Raw genomic sequence first — 15,996 nt, 5'->3', positions numbered from 1 at the left:
TTGACGATCGCGTCCACGGGCAGGTTGGTGATTTGCGCCTGAGCCACGTGCACCTGCATCCGAGGGCTTCCTCCCACGGCCTACAGTAGCGCGCGGCTCACCGTACGTGCAAGGTACCGAAAACAAAAAGGCACCGCGCGGGTGCCTTTTTCCGAGGTCGCCGGTCGGGACGAGTCCGGCCGCCGCCGGCGGCGCAGGTGAGGGCGCTGGCCGCGGGTGCGGGTTACGCCGCGAACGCCTTTTCGAGTTCCTTCTCGACCTGCTGCTCGCTCCAGTCGCGCGCGACGGACAGCTCCTTCACGATCAGGTTCTTGGCCGTATCGAGCATGCGGCGCTCACCAAAGCTGAGGGTCTTCGTGCTCTTGAGGCGGTACAGGTCGCGGTACACCTCGGCCACCTCGAACAGCGATCCCGTTTTGATCTTTTCCATGAACCCGCGGTAGCGGCGGTTCCACGTCTGCTTGTCGATGTGGACGTCGGTCTCCCGCAGGATGTCGAACACCTCCTCGACTTCGTCCTCGGTAGCGACGGGCCGCAGCCCCACCTGGTCCGCCTTGTCCTTGGGCACGAGGATCTGCATGTCGGTGTCGAGCACGCGCAGGACGTAGAACGAGCAGACGGTGTTGTTGATCTCCTTGTTGTCGATCCCAATCACCTCCGCGACGCCCTGCGCGGGGTAGACAGCTTTGTCGCCGATCTTGAACTCCATGAAACGAACCTCCCGGTGCGGGCTTAGAATGGGGCTTGGCGGCCCACGGCAAGCAAGTTGGGTGCCACGGGCCGAAGTCGCTCGGTCAACGCTTGAATTATCGGTGGATACGGGAAAAACTGGGCCGTGGAGCCGATTCGAGCATGTGCCAGGTTGGCGCGCCCACCCGGCCCGGTATCCCCAGCGGTTTTCAGTTTTCATAACCATAGCAGAAAGTTACATGTGTAACGGACTCGCACGGGGGTGTGGCAATCTGACTAGCCAGGCGTGGAGGACGCGCCTGCACCGCCTCTGATACCGTGGAAGGCAGGATGCGGCACCGAGTGGATCCGGTCGGGCGGGTGTTGCTCCGCAGCGGGGAGCTCACCGAGGAGGCGCTCGCCGACGTGCTGGATTGCCAGCGCCGGACGCTGCCGTTTGCGTCTTTGTGTTACGTGCTCGGCCACGCGACCGAGGAGGCGCTCGTGCGCGCGCTGTCGAAGCAGTGCGGCGTTCCCGGCGTCGTGCTCGGCCGTTCGGTGATCCGGCTCGACGTGCTCGACGGGTTCTCCGCCGACCAGGCGCTGCGCCATGCGATGCTACCGGTCTACGAGGACGACCGGCGTGTGTTCGTCGCGGTCGAGGATCCGCGGCGGGGGCGCGAGGCGCTGCGCGAGATGGAGTTCGTGCGGGGAAAGGCGGTCGTGGTCCACGTCGCCCTACACATCGCGCTGGCCCGCGCGATTCGCACGGCGTATGCGGCGCGCGCCCGGCGCCAGTCGCACTGGATTGGCGCCGAATTCGCGGGCGACGTCCCGGCGGACGGGTTCATGGCGGTGGTCTCCGACGTGGACGCCCTGCCGGCGACGGACGAGGAGGCCGTCGCGCACGACGCGGTGTTCGGCGACATCACGAAGGAGATCCGCGACGAGGACTTGCTCGAAATCATCGATGCCGGCGACGATCTATCGACGGTCGAGGGGATGACGCCCGTCGACGAGCGCGCCGGAATGGGCCGCGCCGACACCGCGACGCCGCTGTCGGCGGTCGAGCTGACGCTCGGCGGGCGGCGCGATCGCATCGATCTCGACGAGGGGGACGCGGTCGAATATCGCGCCAAGCGTGACGGTCCGGCGCGCGTGCTCATCGTCGACGACGACTTCGCGACGCGGCACCTGCTCGTGAAGGTGATGCAGCCGGCCGGGTACGTCACGGCGACGGCGTCCGGCGGCGGGGAGGCGGTACAACTGATCAAGTCCGATCCCCCCGACCTGGTCGTGATCGACGTGATGCTGCCGGAGATCGACGGGTTCCAGGTGTGCCGCGCGATCAAGAACAGCCGCCGGTACGGCAACATTCCGGTCATCCTCATGTCGGCGGTGATCGACTCGGGGCGCGTCACCGACGACGTGCTGCGCCGCTACGGTGCCGACGCCTACTTCGAAAAGCCGCTGAACACCGACCGCCTGCTGCGCAAGATCGAGGACCTGCTGGGAACGCGGCGCAAGACCGCCGGTCGCGCCAACACCGACGACGGGTTCGAGCGCGCCCTGGAGTTGTATCGCGCCGGCAAGGTGGACGAGGCGATGGAGCTTCTCCGCAAGGGGCTCAGCGACGACCCGTTGTCGGCCAAGCACCACTTCGTGTTGGCCAACCTGCTACAGAAGAAGTCGCTGTTGTACGAGGCGATCGACGAGTACGAGGCGACGGTTGACCTCAAACCCGACTACTTCCCGGCGCTCACGCGGCTCGCCTACCTCTATTACAAGAAGGGCTTTTCCGCCAAGGCGATCGAGACGTGGCGGCGGTCGCTGCCGCACTGCCCGGACCCGGCGCTGCGCGAGAACATCGAAGTGTTCATGCGCAAGCTCATCGCCAACATGCAATCGGAAGACCGCTGACCGCACGGCGCGGCCGCGCGCCGGACGGCGTCACGGCGACGGCTGCGGCGCGGGCTGAACGTCGAAGTCGTCGATGCGCCACTGGTCGCCCTCGCGGACGACGAAGATGCGGTAGCGCGTCCCGTCGGCGTCCCACTCGAACACCGCGCGGTCGTCCCCCGTGAACTGAATCGCATCCCGCGCGGACTGATCGCGCAGGCTGCCGGCAAACTCGTCGACGAAGCGATTGAGCGCCGCGCGGCGGCGCTCGCTCAGCAGCGCGATCGCGCCCGCGTAGTCGCGGTCGTCGAGCGCGGCGGCGAACCTTGCGATGGCATCGGCGGCGGTCGGCGCGGCGGCGCCCGCCACGAGCGGCGTGTCGATGTGCCAGCGGCCGCGCTCGTAGCGCAGGCCGACGCGCGTGCCGTCCGCGTAGACCACGGTGGCGCGCTCGTCGACGTCGCGCCCGTCGGCGACCGCGCCGGCGAGATCGCGGACCTGCCGCCTGCGCTCGCGCGCGAACGCGCGCCACGCCGCGACGAACTGGTCGTGCCGCAGCGCGCGGCGCACGTCGTCGGCGAGCAGGGCCCACGCGGCTGCTGCGTCGCCCGTGCGCGCGGCGGCGAGGTAGGCGCGGACTCCGTCGGCCGCGCGCGGTTCGCTCGGCGCCGCGCCGCCGCACGCCCACTGAACGGTGGCGGCGAGCAGCGCGGCGGCGAGGGTCGGACGGCGCACGGTGCCGCTGTTGTAGCGCGAATCCGGCCGCGGGCGCGCGGCGGGCCGCCGGCCGCGGGCAAAAACAAACCCGCCGGGGACCATCCCCGGCGGGCCTGGGCGACGCGTGGCCGTCCGTCTTGTCAAATTGCTTCGCCCAGCTGTCGCCCGGGGATGTTGCGAGCGCGATGCCAGCGCGCTGGATGACGTAATTTCAGGCTGTTGCGCGGACGATGTGGCGGAATGTTCACGTACCGCTGCGTGAACGGACACGCCGGGCGGTCAGCGGGCCGCGACGTTGTCGCGCGCCCGGTTGAGCACCGTGTCGCACGCGTACCGCGGGTCCTTGGCGGGGTAGTCGACCGTGTAGTGGAGCCCGCGCGACTCCTTGCGCCGGTGTGCGCTTTCGATGATCAGGTGCGCGACGAGCGCGAGGTTGCGCAACTCGACGATGTCCGGCGTGACCTTGAAGTCCCAGTAGTACTCGTTGATCTCCTGCCGCAACAGCTCGATGCGGCGGCGCGCGCGCTCGATGCGCTTGTTGCTGCGCACGATGCCGACGTACGACCACATGAACCGGCGAATTTCGTCCCAGTTGAGCGCGACGACGATCGCGTCGTTGGAGTCGGTCGCGTCGCCAGACGTCCACGGCGCCACCCGCTTCGGGCCGATGCGCGGTTCGTCGCGGGCCGCCTCGGCGGCGCGCGCGCCGAATACGAGCCCCTCGAGCAGCGAGTTGGACGCGAGCCGGCAGGCGCCGTGCAGCCCGGTGCATGCGGTCTCGCCGATCGCGTACAGGTGCGGCACGCTCGTGCGTCCGTGCTCGTCCGTGAGGACACCGCCGCACAGATAGTGCGCGGCCGGCACGACCGGGATCGGCTGGCGCGTGATGTCGATGCCGAGCGCGAGGCATCGCTCGTAGATGTTGGGGAACCGGCGTTTGACGAATTCGGCGTCCAGGTGGGTGACGTCGAGCAGCACCGACTCGGAGCCGGTCTTCTTGATCTCGTGGTCGATCGCCCGCGCGACCACGTCTCGAGGCGCGAGCGACTTCATCGGATGGTAGTGCTCCATGAACGTGCTGCCGTCGGCGCGGCGCAGGATGCCGCCTTCGCCGCGCAGCGCCTCGGAAATGAGGAACGACTTGGCGTGCGGGTGGTACAGCACGGTCGGGTGGAACTGGACGAACTCCATGTTGGCGATGTCGGCGCCGATGCGGTACGCCATGGCGACGCCGTCGCCGGTGGCGACGTCCGGGTTGGACGTGTAGATGTAGACCTTGCCCGCACCGCCGCTCGCCAAGACCGTGGCGCGCGCAACGATCGGCACGACCTCGAGAGTGTGCGCGTCGAGCACGTACGCGCCGAAGCACGCCGGCTCCTCGCCGTACTTGGCCATCGACAACAGGTCGACCGCGATGTGGTGGTCGCGGATCTCGATCCGGTCGTGGGCGCGCACTGCGGCGAGCAGGGCGCGCTCGATCTCGGCGCCGGTGGTGTCCTTGTGGTGGACGACGCGGCGCCGGGTGTGCCCGCCTTCGCGGCCGAGCTCGAGTTCGCCGGCGTCGGTGGTGTCGAAGCGCGCCCCGAGCCGCGCGAGTTGTTCGACGTGGGCGGGCCCCTCGGACACCGTGATGCGGACGATCGCTTCGCGGCACAGCCCGTCGCCGACGGTGATCGTGTCGCGCACGTGCTGTTCGATCGAGTCGTCGGGGCCGAACACCGCCGCGACGCCGCCCTGAGCCATCGCGGTGGCGGTGTCGTCTGGCCGCTTCTTGGTGACCACCACGACGCGGCCGTGTTCGGCGGCGCGCAAAGCGAAGTACAGCCCCGCGATGCCGCTGCCGACGACCAGGTAGTCGGTCTCGATGGAGTTCACGCCGGCACCATAGCCGGTTTTTGCGACCCGCGGCGGGCCTTGCTACGATGGCGGCGTGCGCCTCGCACCGCTCGCCATGGCGGCGGCCCTGGCGGTCGCCGCGTCCCCCGCCGCCGCGGACGTGTGGACGTACACCGATGCCGACGGGGTGGTGCACTTCACGAATGTGCGGCCCCGGGGCAAGGACCGGCGCAAGTGGAAGCGCGTGCTGCGCGAGGCGCCGCGCCGCGCGCGCGCCGGCCGACCGACTGGCGACGTGGTCCCGGCCCGCGACCGGTCGCCGGAGCGCCGCACCCGCTACGACGACTACATCCGCGAGGCGGCCGCGCTGTACCACATTCCAGAGGCACTGATCCGCGCGGTGATCGAAACCGAGTCGGACTACGATCCGCGCGTGGTGTCGTCGGCCGGCGCGCGCGGCCTCATGCAGCTGATGCCGGCGGCCGCCGCCGACATGCGCGTGGACGACGCGCACGACCCGCGCACTAACATCCTCGGCGGCGTGCGCTATCTGCGCGTGCTCGCCAACCGGTTCGACGGCGACCTCGTCCGCACCATCGCGGCGTACCACTCGGGGCCGACGAAGGTGGAGCGTTACGGCGGCGTGCCGCCGTTTCCGCGCGTGCGGCGCTACGTGCGCGCCGTGCTCGATCGCTACTATCGCTACCGCGGCCTGCGGTGACCGCGCGGCGCCATTGCCGGGGCTGCGGCACCGGCGCGGGCGGCGGTCGTCTGGCGCACCCGGCGAGTTTCCTTTAGAGTCGAGCCGTGTCGGACTCGCCCGCTGTGCGCACCGCTGACGACAAGTTCGAACGGCACTTGACGGCGGCCGGCGCGCTGCTTCGCCGCGACCGGCTCGCCGACGCGCGCGGGGAACTCGAGGCGGCGCTCGCCGCGCGCCCGGGCGACACGAAGGCACTCGGGTTGCTCGGGCTCGTATGCTTTCGCTTGCAGGCCTACGACGCGGCGCTGGACGCCTACCGCCAGCTCGTCGCCGCGGACCCGTCCGACGCGTCGTACCGGCTCAACCTCGGGCTCGTGTACCTGAAGCTCGGGCAGGCGGACCGGGCGATCGCGGAACTCGAGCGGACGCGCGAGCTGGATCCGAGCATGGACAAGGCGGTGAGCTACCTCGGGTTGGCCTACGCGCGCAGCGGCAACTATCTCGCCGCGTACGAGGCGTTTCGCCGGGTCGGCCAGAGAGAGCTGGCCGACGAGATGCGGCCGCACCTGACCGCCGCGCAGATCGCCGAGGTCGATGCACGGCTCGCGGGCACGGCCGCGCCCGCGGGGACCGAGCCCGGCCGCCGCCGCGCCGCGCGGGTGTCCGATGCGGAGGTCGCGGCACCGCCGGCAGCGGACGCGGTGCCAGGCCGCGACGCGCCCCGCGCCGGCGACCGGGCGGCGACCGACGCGGGAACGGCGGCGCGCGAGTTCGACGAGGAGCCGGCGCGCGCCACCGACGGTGCGGTCCGCGCCGCCCAGAGCCGTACGGGAGCCATCACCCAGGCGCTCGAGGCCGCGGCGCCGGCGCGCGACGCGGAGCAGATGGCGCGGCCCGCGTCCATCGGTCACGAGCCGCCGCTGCCGCTGTCGCGCTTCGCCACGCAGCAGCTGATCCGCCCCGAGGACAGCGAATATCCGTTCGAGATCAGCTCCGGCGGCGTGCTCGTCGTCCGCGTGCGCGGGCGCATCCTGTCGCGCACCGAGGGCGTGATCGTGTCCGGCGGCGAGCTGGCGTACGAGCCGGCGACGCGCAAGGTGCGCGGCGCCGTCACCGACGAGCCGTTCGGCGGCGAACGGCCGATGTTCATCGTCACCGGCGACGGCCACCTGGTCGCGTCGCCGCTCGGGGCGCGGTTTTCGGCCGTCGCGCTCGACGACGACGCGCTGTACGTCCGCGAGGATCTCGTCTATGCGTTCGAGGACCGGCTGCGCTGGGAAAACGGCTACGTTCCCGGCTCCGACGCCAAGATCGCGGTCGTCCAGTTTCGCGGCAAGGGATGTGTCGCGCTGCGCACCGCCGCGCCGGTCCTCGCGGTCAAGCTGCGGCCGACCCGCGTGTTGTACGTCGACGTCGACGCGCTCGCCGGCTGGGTGGGCCGCGTCGTCCCGCGCGTGGTCGCGCCGGCGGCGGGCGGCGAGGAGTCGGCATTGTTCGTCGAGTGCAGCGGCGAGGGGATCGTGTTGCTGGACGATGCGCTGGGCCGGGGGGGGCCGACCGCGCCGTGATCGCCGCGTACCGCGCTCCCGTTCTTCCCCACGAATCGACAAACGCAGTGGCCGCACCGTGACCCGCCCTCGCCAGCCGTTCCGCCCGCTGCGCGACGAGATTTCCGACGTTCCGAACCTGCTGACGCTCGCGCGCATCGCGATGATCCCGGGCGTCCTGGCGTGCGTCGACAACTACAGTCCGCGACTGTCGGCGCTCGCGGCGCTGCTGTTTTGCGCCGCGATGGTGACCGACTTGATCGACGGCTACCTCGCGCGGCGCATGGGACTGGTCACCGTGCTCGGCAAGTTTCTCGACCCGTTGGCCGACAAGCTCATGGTGCTGTCGGTGCTGGTCGTGCTCGTCGATCGCGGCCGCGCGCCGGCGTGGCTCGTCGTCGTATTGATGGCGCGCGAGCTGGCGGTGACGGGGCTGCGCGCGATCGCGTCGCAGCAGGGGTTGGTCATCGCGGCCGGCGCCGGCGGCAAGACCAAGACGGCCCTACAGTCGGCGGGAATCGTATTTCTGCTGATTCACTTTCGCTACCGCATCCTGCTGTTCGACTACGCGCTCGACTTTCACGAGGTCGGCATCTATCTGCTGTATCTGTCGCTCGTGATGTCGGTTCTGTCGGCGGCGGAGTACTTCCGGTTTTTCGTCCGCGCGGCGGAACGGCAGGCCGCGGAGCAGGCGGCGCGCGGGGTGACGCGGGCGATGGTCAAGGAGCGGCTTCGACGCCGGCGGGAAAAGCTCGCCGCGTTGCGGCGGGCGCGCAGGCGGGCGCGGCGCGCGGCGAGGCGGCAGCGGCGCGCGAGGCGAGGCGGGGACGCCGGCGGCGGGGAGAGCGGCGCGTGACTGGCGGCGCGCTCGCCGAGGCGGCGGCGCGCGCGGGCCGGCCGGGCCGGGTGCTGCTGCACAGCGCGCGCGACGACGATGGCTGCGGCCAGATGTCGTACGTCGCATCCGATCCGATCGAGACGATCGAGGCGCGCGGCCGGCGCGTGGTCGTCCGCGACCGCCGCGGCCGCGCGATCGCGCGCGCCGACGCGGACCCGCTGGCGGCGCTCGAGGAGCTGGCCGCGGCGCGCGTCGCCATCGGCTACCTCGCGTACGACCTGGGCCGCACGATCGAGCGCGGGGCGTTCGCACCGCGGCCCGGGGTCGAGCCGGACCTGTGGTTCGGCTTGTGGGAGCCGGACGCGGTCGCGCGCTTTCCGGCCGACCCGGCGGAGCCGCCGCCCGCGGTCGCCGCGCCGCGGTTCGGCGCGCTGGTCGACGGCGCGCGGCGCGGCGACTACGAGGCGGCCGTCGCGCGCGCGCTCGCGTACATCCGCGCGGGCGACGTCTACCAGGTCAACCTCGCGCGCCGGCTGGTTGCGCCGGTCGTCGCCGGCGGCGACGCGCTCGGGTTATACGCCGCGGTGATCGCGCGGTCGGCGTGCGCGTTCGGCGCCGTGCTCGACACCCCGGCGGTGCGCGTCGTGTCGGCGTCGCCGGAGCGGTTTCTGTACCGCGCGCCCGGGTCGGATCGGCTCGAGACCCGCCCGATCAAGGGGACGCGCCGGCGCACGGGAGATCCCGCGCGCGATCGCGACGCGGCGGCGGAGCTGGCCGCGGACGCCAAGGAGCGCGCCGAGCACCTCATGATCGTCGACCTCGAGCGCAACGACCTCGGCCGCGTGGCCGTGCCGGGCAGCGTCGCCGTCGACTCGTTCGCGCGCGTCGTCGAACTGCCGACGCTGTACCACGTGGTGTCGACGGTGAGCTGTCGACTGCGTCCGGGCGTCGGAGTCGCGGACATCCTGCGCGCGACGTTTCCGGGCGGATCGATCACCGGCGCGCCCAAGGTGCGCGCGATGCAGATCATCGACGAGCTCGAGCCGTTCCGCCGAGGCGTGTACTGCGGCGCGATCGGGCGGATCGGTCCCGGCGGTGCGATCGACCTGTCCATCGCGATCCGCACCGCGACGATCGCGGGCGGGCAGCTGGCGCTGTGCGTCGGCGGCGGCATCGTCGCCGACTCGACGGCGGCGCGCGAGTACGAGGAGACCGAGGAGAAGGCCGCCGCGTGGCGCGCCGCGCTCGCCGGCGACCGGAGCGCGCCGCGAGCTAAAACGGCGCGGTGACGAACGTGATCGCGTCGGCTTCGATCGGGACGGCCGGCAGGGTGACGGAGCGGACGCCGTCGGTGAGCGACAGGTCGCGATCGGGGTCCGACGGCGACAGGCCCGCGATCAGGATGACGCCGGCCTCGCCGGTGCCGGCGGCGTCCTGGTCCCAGCTCAGCGGGCCGCCGTCGTCGTAGTAGACCTCGCCCTCGCCGGCACCCGCGGCCACGGTCACGCCGGACAGCGGCGCGCCGCCGTCGACCGCGTACACGACGATGGCCGCGAGCCCGAGCGCGTTGGGCGCCGCGATCGTCCTGGTGAGAGCGGCCCAGTCCTCCTCGGGCACGACCGGCAGGTCGAGCGGGCCGGCGGTGCCGTCGTCTCGCAGGACGATCGGCGCCAGCGACGCGCGGTACACCGCGTCTCCCGGCGCGAGCCGCAAGGTGGCGGCGCGCAGACCCGGCGCCGCCGGCAGTTCGAACCGGCCGTCGGCCGCCGCGGTGGCGGCGTCGCCGGTGGTCGCGTTGGCGACCACCGTGCCGGAGAAGTCGGCGCCCGCGGGGCACGCGGTCGGCGCGCGCAGGTCGGTCGCCTCGCACAGGCGCCCGGCGATGGCCGCGGCGTGCGCCGCGTCGGGCTCGCCCGCGCCGGCATCCGCGCCCGCGTCGATGCGACCGCCCGTACCGCCGCCCCCGCCGCCGCCGGGCGGGTGCGTGCCCGCCTCGTCCGCGCACGCGGCGGACGCGGCCAGCGCGACGGCGATCGCGGCGATCCGGTTCACGCGCCGATCGTAGCGGATGCGCGGCGGGCTCGCCAAATCAGCCACCCGCCGGCCGTGGCCAGCGGGATCGACAGCCACTGGGACGTCGCCAGCGGGCCGAGCCCGCCGCGCTGGTCGATGCGCCAGAACTCGACGACGAACCGCCACACGGCGTACAGCGCCAGCATCCAGCCGAACACCTCGCCGTCGGCGCGGCGGCGCGGCCGCACCACGCCGTACAGCACCGCGGCGATCGCGAGCACCGCCACCGCCTCGTACAGCTGGACCGGGTGCAGCGGCACGTGCGGCCGGTCCGGGTGCGGCGGAAACACGACGCCGACCCACGAGTCGGTCGGTGCGCCGTAGCAGCATCCGTTGAAGAAGCAACCGAGGCGGCCGAAGAACAGGCCGATCATCAGATACGGCGCGACGAGGTCGGCGGTTCGCAGCGCGCCGAGCTTCCACCGGCGCGCGAGGTACAGCCCGGCCGGCACCGCGGCGATCAGGCCGCCGTAGTAGGTGAGGCCGCCGTTCCAGAACTTGAGCGCCGCGAGGCAGTCGCGCGGCGGGTAGCAGCGGTGGGTGGCCAGGTCACACAGATAGTCGAACCCGCACTGCGCGTCGGCCGTGCACGTGTCGACCAGTGCATCGCGCGCGCGCACGAGCTTCGGGTCGGTGCACAGGTGGACGAAGTCCATCAGCATGCCGTCGGTGAGGACCGACAGGATGCGGGCCCCGGCGATGCCGGCGACCAGCATGGCCAGCCCAAGGTCGACGATTTTTTCGCCCGGCAGGCCGACCCGGTCGGCTTCGCGACGGGCCAGCCAGACCGCGACCAAAAAGCCGGTCAGAAGCAGTGTCGTATAGGCGGGGAACTCGACGCCGAACGGGGCGAACAGGATCGGTTTCATGGCGGCGCGTTGGCGCCGGCGCGCGCGACCTCCGGCAGGGCAATCCGCCGCCGGTCGGCCGCGGGAGCGCGGCGCGCGGGCGAGGCGTCGAACGGTCGGCGCCGCACGGTCCGGTCAGTCGGCCGGATCGCCGGCGGCGACCGGCTCGCGACCCTCCTTCTTGAACTCGCTGAGGAACATCAGCCCGACGCCGACGCACAGCGCCGCGTCGGCGATGTTGAACGTCGGCCATTCGTGCTCGTGGTACTTCCACACGATGAAGTCGGTGACCTTGCCGAACGCGATGCGGTCGATGAGGTTGCCGATCGCGCCGCCGGCGACCAGGCCCAGCGCGACCACGAACCAGCGTTGCTCGTCGGCCGCCTTGACGAGCATCCACACGATCGCGACGACGGCGACGACCGCGACGATCGACAGGAAGATGCGCGCGCCGTCGACCGAGTGGAACAGGCCGAACGCGGAGCCGGTGTTGAACGACAGCCGCCAGTCCCAGAAGTTGTCGATCACCGGCTGTGGGATCCCGTAGCCGCGCGCGTCGGTCGGCAGCCGGCGCGCCCACAGTTTGGTGACCTGATCGAGCGCAATCGTGGCCGCGCAAAACGCCAGGAAGATCTTGTAGCGGCGAGGCATGGCGCCTATCGGTGTAGCGCGGCGACCGCGTCCGAGCAACGCGGGCACAGGTCCGGGTGGCTCGCCGACATCTGCTCGAAGAACCGCCAGCAGCGCGCGCAGCGCTCGCCGGGCGCCTGGCCGACGGCGAATGCGGGCTCGTCCGCATTCGCGTCGGCGAGCGACACCTTCGACACGATCAGCAGCTCCGTGAGTTCGGCCAGGTGGGCGGCGAGCACGTCGCGGTCGGCGGCGCGCGGCGTGATCGTCACGTGCGCGTCGGTGGATTTGTGCTTCTGCGCGCGGAACGCCTCGATCGCCTTGTACGCGCCGTCGCGGTAGTCCAGCAGAGTCGTCCACACCGGGTCGTCGTCGGCGCGGGCGCCGGCCGGCATGTCGGCCAGGTGCACCGAATCGGGATCGCCCGCGCGCTTGGGCAGGTGGCGCCAGATGTCCTCGGCGGTGAAGCACAGGATCGGCGCGCTCACGAGCGCGAGGGCGCGCGCGGCCTCGTAGACGACCGTCTGCGCCGATCGCCGGGGGCGGCCGTCGGCGACGTCCGTGTACAGGCGGTCCTTGATCGCATCGAGGTAGCGCGCCGACAGGTCGACCGCGATGTAGTCGACCAGCGTGCGGTAGACGACGTGGAATTCGAACGCGTCGTACGCGCGGCGGCAGCGCGCCACCGCGTCGCGCAGGCGGCCGAGCGCCCACCGGTCGAGCGGCAGCAATTCGTCGACCGCCACGGCGTCGCGTTCGGGGTCGAAGTCGTACAGGTTGCCGAGCAAAAACCGCGCGGTGTTGCGGAACTTGCGGTACCAGTCGCCGAGCCCTTTGAGGATGGTCTCCGAGTAGGGGATGTCGTTGCGAAACTCGGTCGACGCGACCCACAGGCGGAACATCTCGGCGCCGCTGGTGGCGATCACCTGTTCGGGCGCGATGTACTTGACCTTCTTGCCGGCGCGGCGCGCCCGCTCGATCGCGCTCTTGGAGTAGGGATTGCCGTCCTCGTCGAGCACGAAGCCGTGGGTGAGCACCGTCTTGTACGGCGCCTTGCCCTTGATGCCGATGCCGGTGAGCAGCGCCGAGTGGAACCAGCCGCGGTGCTGGTCGGAACCTTCCAGGTACAGGTCGATGTCGCGCAGGTCGGGGTTCGGCTCGCACACCGCCAGCCACGACACGCCTGACTCGAACCAGACGTCGACGATGTCCTGCTCGGGAGAGAACGACGACCCGCCGCATTGCGGACACGTCGTGCCGGGCGGCAGCAGATCGGCGACGGGGCGCGTGTACCAGGCGTCGGCGCCCTCGCGTTCGAACACGGAGGCGACGTGCTCCATCGCGTCGGCGTCGGCGTGGGTGTGGCCGCACGTGTCGCAGTAAAACGCCGGGATCGGCACCCCCCACACGCGCTGGCGCGACAGGCACCAGTCCGGGCGGTTCTCGATCATGCCGTAGATGCGGTTGCGCCCCCACGGCGGCACCCACTCGGTGCGATCGATCTCCTCGAGTGCGCGTTTGCGCAGGCCGTCGTGGTCGATGCCGATGAACCACTGCGCCGTCGCGCGGTACAAAATCGGTTGCTTGCACCGCCAACAATGCGGGTAGCTGTGGTCGATGAAGTCGTCGGGCGAGTTGAGCAGTGCGCCGCGTTCGCGCAGCAGCTGCTTGATCGGGTCGTTGGCGTCGGTGGCGAACATGCCGGCGAACTCGGGCACGTCGTCGGTGAACCGGCCCGCATCGTCGAGCGGTGCGTACGGTTCGAGGCCGTGCGCCATCCCGGTGTGGTAGTCCTCGATGCCGTGGCCGGGCGCGGTGTGGACCAGGCCGGTGCCCTGCTCGGTGGTCACGTAGTCGGCAAACCACACCTTGAAGTCGTCGTCGCCGCGGGGGGCATCGATGAACGGGTGGCGGTAACGCGCCCCCTCGAGCGCGGCCAGCGCGTCGCGCTCGATCGGCACCCAGGTGTCTTCCGGCGCGGGGAGGCCGACGGCGGCGGAAAACGCCGCGGCGAGCGCGCGCGCGACGAGGTAGACCTCGCCGTCGCGGTGCGCCGGGATCGCGACGTAGTCGACGCGCGGGTGCAGCACGATGGCGAGGTTGGCCGGCAGCGTCCACGGCGTGGTCGTCCAGATCGGCAGCGCCACCGCCTTGCCGGCGAGCGCCGGCGACAGCGCGGCCGCGTCGAAGTCGACCAGCGGCATGCGCACGTAGATCGACGGCGACCGGTGGTCGGCGTACTCGACCTCCGCCTCGGCCAGCGCCGTGCGGCAGTGGGCGCACCAGAACACCGGCTTCTTGCCGCGGTACAGGTAGCCGCCGCGCGCAAACGCCGCCAGCCCGCGCACGATCGCGGCCTCGTAGGAGGGATCGAGCGTGAGGTAGGGCCGGTCCCACGCGCCGAGCACGCCGAGCCGGCGGAACTCGTCGCGCTGGATGTCGATGAACCGCAGCGCGTAGTCGCGGCAGGCGCGGCGGATGTCGGCCTTGGACAGGTCGCGCTTGCGGTCGCCGAGTTCCTGGTCGACCGCGTTTTCGATCGGCAGGCCGTGGCAGTCCCAGCCGGGCACGTACGGCGCGCGGAAGCCGGCCATCGTGCGGTACTTGATGACGAGGTCCTTGAGGATCTTGTTGAGGATGTGGCCGTAGTGGATGTGGCCGTTCGCGTACGGCGGTCCGTCGTGCAGCACGTAGGTCGGCGCGTCCTTGCGCCGCTCCAGAATCCGCCCGTACAAGTCGTTTGCGGTCCATTCCGCGAGGAGTTCGGGTTCCCGCACGGCCAGGTTGCCGCGCATCGGGAACTCGGTCTGCGGGAGGTTGAGCGTGTCCTTGTAGGGGTTGTTGCCGGCCATCGTCGGAGCGACGGACTATAGTAGGTTTCCGCCATGAGCGAACGCGAAAACGCGCCCAAACGCGTCCCGTGGGACCAGTACTTCATGCACATCGCCCAGGTGGTGTCGTCGCGGTCGACCTGCCACCGCAAGTTCGTCGGTGCGGTGATCGTCCGCGACCGGACGATCCTGTCGACCGGCTACAACGGGTCGATCCGGGGCATGCCCCACTGCACCGACGTGGGCCACATGATGGAGGACGGCCACTGCGTCGCGACCATCCACGCGGAGGCCAACGCGATCCTCCAGGCCGCGAAAAACGGCGTGATGATCGAAGGCGCGACCGTCTACGTCACGGCGAGTCCGTGCTGGAACTGCTTCAAACAATGTGCCAACGCGGGCATTCGGCGCATCTGTTACGGCGAATTCTACCGGGATGACCGGATCTTCGACGTGGCCGCGAAGATCGGGCTCGAGCTGGTCCACGTCCCGGTCAACGCGGTGCTCAACGAGGTGCTGTTGCCGCCGGTGTGACCGCGGCACCGCCGGTGTGGGGCGGCGGGAGGTTGACACCGCACACGCCGGCCCCGTAGCCTGGGCCGGATCGGAACCGGAGCCGGGACCATGACGTGGACGAAGCTTGCTGCGGCCGCCGCGTTCGCGGTGGCGACGGTCGTCGCGGAGGCCTCGCCGGCCGAGGCTCGCCCCGCGCAGCGCGCCGCCTCCGCGGCGCCGGCGCAGCGCGCGGCGCGGCGCACGACCAGGGCGCGGCGCGCGCGGCGCGGCGTGCGCGAGTGCCGCCGCGTGCGCGGACATCGGCGGTGTCGCTGGGTGCCCGTATTCGCGGGCCACGGCGTGGCCGCGTCGCGGCTGCGGACCGAGCCGCTGCCCAAACCCAGCGGCGACATCCACCTGTGGCTCGTCAACTTCCGCGAGGACGTGGCGGTCCACATCTACCGCGACGACGGCTCGCTGGACGACGAGGCACTGGCTGCACTCGACCACGCATTTCGTTGCAAGCGCACCCGTGAGGAGCGCGCGGTCGACCCGCGCCTGTACGAGGTGCTGTCGATCATCTACGACCACTTCGGGCGGCGTCGCATCGAGTTGGTGTCCGGTTTTCGTTTCCAACGCAACGAAAAGAGCCGCCACTTCCACGCGTCGGCGATGGACATCCGCATTCCGGGCGTGAGCCCGCGCAAGCTGTACGAGTTCGCCGAGTCGCTGGATACCGGCGGCATGGGCATCGGCCTGTACCCGCGCGCCGGCTTCGTCCACATCGACTTCCGCGCGCCCGGCGCCAAGAGCTATCGCTGGGTCGATCGCAGCCCACCGGGCGGCAGCGGGCCCGACAAGGCGCCGTCGCGCAAGTGGCACCGCAAGCGCCGGCGGCCGACGTCGTAGG

The 15,996-nt window shown here is 71.2% G+C and carries 14 protein-coding genes; 7 read left to right on the top strand and 7 right to left on the bottom strand.

Features of this window, described 5'->3' with window-relative positions:
* Nucleotides 1-223: 223 nt before the first annotated feature.
* On the bottom strand, nt 224-709 hold the full coding sequence (locus tag D6689_21630) for a CarD family transcriptional regulator (GenBank protein ID RMH37031.1): 486 nt from the start codon (nt 707-709) through the stop codon (nt 224-226).
* Nucleotides 710-1,020: 311 nt separating this feature from the next.
* Between D6689_21630 and D6689_21625 the strand changes: the two genes are divergently transcribed.
* Entirely contained in the window at nt 1,021-2,589 is a 1,569-nt protein-coding gene (locus D6689_21625; GenBank protein ID RMH37030.1) for a response regulator, read from the top strand.
* 30 nt (nt 2,590-2,619) lie between these two features.
* Here D6689_21625 and D6689_21620 read toward each other — a convergent pair whose 3' ends face one another.
* Both D6689_21620 and D6689_21615 read right to left on the bottom strand, forming a co-directional pair.
* Nucleotides 2,620-3,387, bottom strand: a complete 768-nt coding sequence (locus D6689_21620) for a hypothetical protein (protein ID RMH37029.1) — start codon at nt 3,385-3,387, stop codon at nt 2,620-2,622.
* 177 nt (nt 3,388-3,564) lie between these two features.
* Entirely contained in the window at nt 3,565-5,160 is a 1,596-nt protein-coding gene (locus tag D6689_21615) for an L-aspartate oxidase (protein RMH37028.1), read from the bottom strand.
* A 55-nt stretch (nt 5,161-5,215) separates the two neighbouring features.
* Here D6689_21615 and D6689_21610 point away from each other — a divergent pair, with 55 nt between their 5' ends.
* From D6689_21610 to D6689_21595, 4 genes are all read left to right on the top strand, one after another.
* The gene (locus D6689_21610) at nt 5,216-5,842 is read left to right on the top strand and encodes a DUF4124 domain-containing protein (GenBank protein ID RMH37027.1); all 627 of its coding nucleotides are present in this window, start codon (nt 5,216-5,218) and stop codon (nt 5,840-5,842) included.
* 86 nt (nt 5,843-5,928) lie between these two features.
* A complete protein-coding gene (locus tag D6689_21605) occupies nt 5,929-7,392 on the top strand; it encodes a tetratricopeptide repeat protein (GenBank protein ID RMH37026.1) in 1,464 nt (487 codons plus the stop codon).
* Entirely contained in the window at nt 7,358-8,227 is an 870-nt protein-coding gene (gene pgsA, locus D6689_21600) for a CDP-diacylglycerol--glycerol-3-phosphate 3-phosphatidyltransferase (GenBank protein RMH37025.1), read from the top strand. The genes D6689_21605 and pgsA overlap by 35 nt, the downstream gene beginning before the upstream one ends.
* Entirely contained in the window at nt 8,224-9,498 is a 1,275-nt protein-coding gene (locus D6689_21595; GenBank protein ID RMH37024.1) for an anthranilate synthase component I family protein, read from the top strand. Before pgsA ends, D6689_21595 begins: the two co-directional genes overlap by 4 nt.
* Here D6689_21595 and D6689_21590 read toward each other — a convergent pair.
* The 4 genes from D6689_21590 to D6689_21575 all read right to left on the bottom strand — a co-directional run bounded on the left by D6689_21590 (nt 9,482) and on the right by D6689_21575 (nt 14,612).
* A complete protein-coding gene (locus D6689_21590) occupies nt 9,482-10,261 on the bottom strand; it encodes a hypothetical protein (GenBank protein ID RMH37023.1) in 780 nt (259 codons plus the stop codon). The two genes, D6689_21595 and D6689_21590, sit on opposite strands and share 17 nt — an antisense overlap.
* Nucleotides 10,258-11,151, bottom strand: a complete 894-nt coding sequence (locus D6689_21585) for a prolipoprotein diacylglyceryl transferase (protein ID RMH37022.1) — start codon at nt 11,149-11,151, stop codon at nt 10,258-10,260. The genes D6689_21590 and D6689_21585 overlap by 4 nt, the downstream gene beginning before the upstream one ends.
* A gap of 114 nt (nt 11,152-11,265) precedes the next feature.
* Complete coding sequence (gene lspA / locus D6689_21580; protein ID RMH37021.1) at nt 11,266-11,781, bottom strand: signal peptidase II; 516 nt, start codon at nt 11,779-11,781, stop codon at nt 11,266-11,268.
* Between the two features lie 5 nt (nt 11,782-11,786).
* A complete protein-coding gene (locus D6689_21575) occupies nt 11,787-14,612 on the bottom strand; it encodes an isoleucine--tRNA ligase (protein RMH37020.1) in 2,826 nt (941 codons plus the stop codon).
* Between the two features lie 84 nt (nt 14,613-14,696).
* Between D6689_21575 and D6689_21570 the strand changes: the two genes are divergently transcribed.
* Entirely contained in the window at nt 14,697-15,125 is a 429-nt protein-coding gene (locus D6689_21570; protein RMH37032.1) for a deaminase, read from the top strand.
* A 90-nt stretch (nt 15,126-15,215) separates the two neighbouring features.
* The gene (locus D6689_21565) at nt 15,216-15,995 is read left to right on the top strand and encodes a DUF882 domain-containing protein (protein ID RMH37019.1); all 780 of its coding nucleotides are present in this window, start codon (nt 15,216-15,218) and stop codon (nt 15,993-15,995) included.
* Nucleotide 15,996: the final 1 nt, after the last annotated feature.

This window comes from Deltaproteobacteria bacterium (assembly GCA_003696105.1).
Classification (GTDB): Bacteria; Myxococcota_A; Polyangia; order Haliangiales; family J016; genus J016.
Note: the sequence above shows the minus strand (reverse complement) of the source record. Positions and strands in the feature narration are given on the sequence as shown.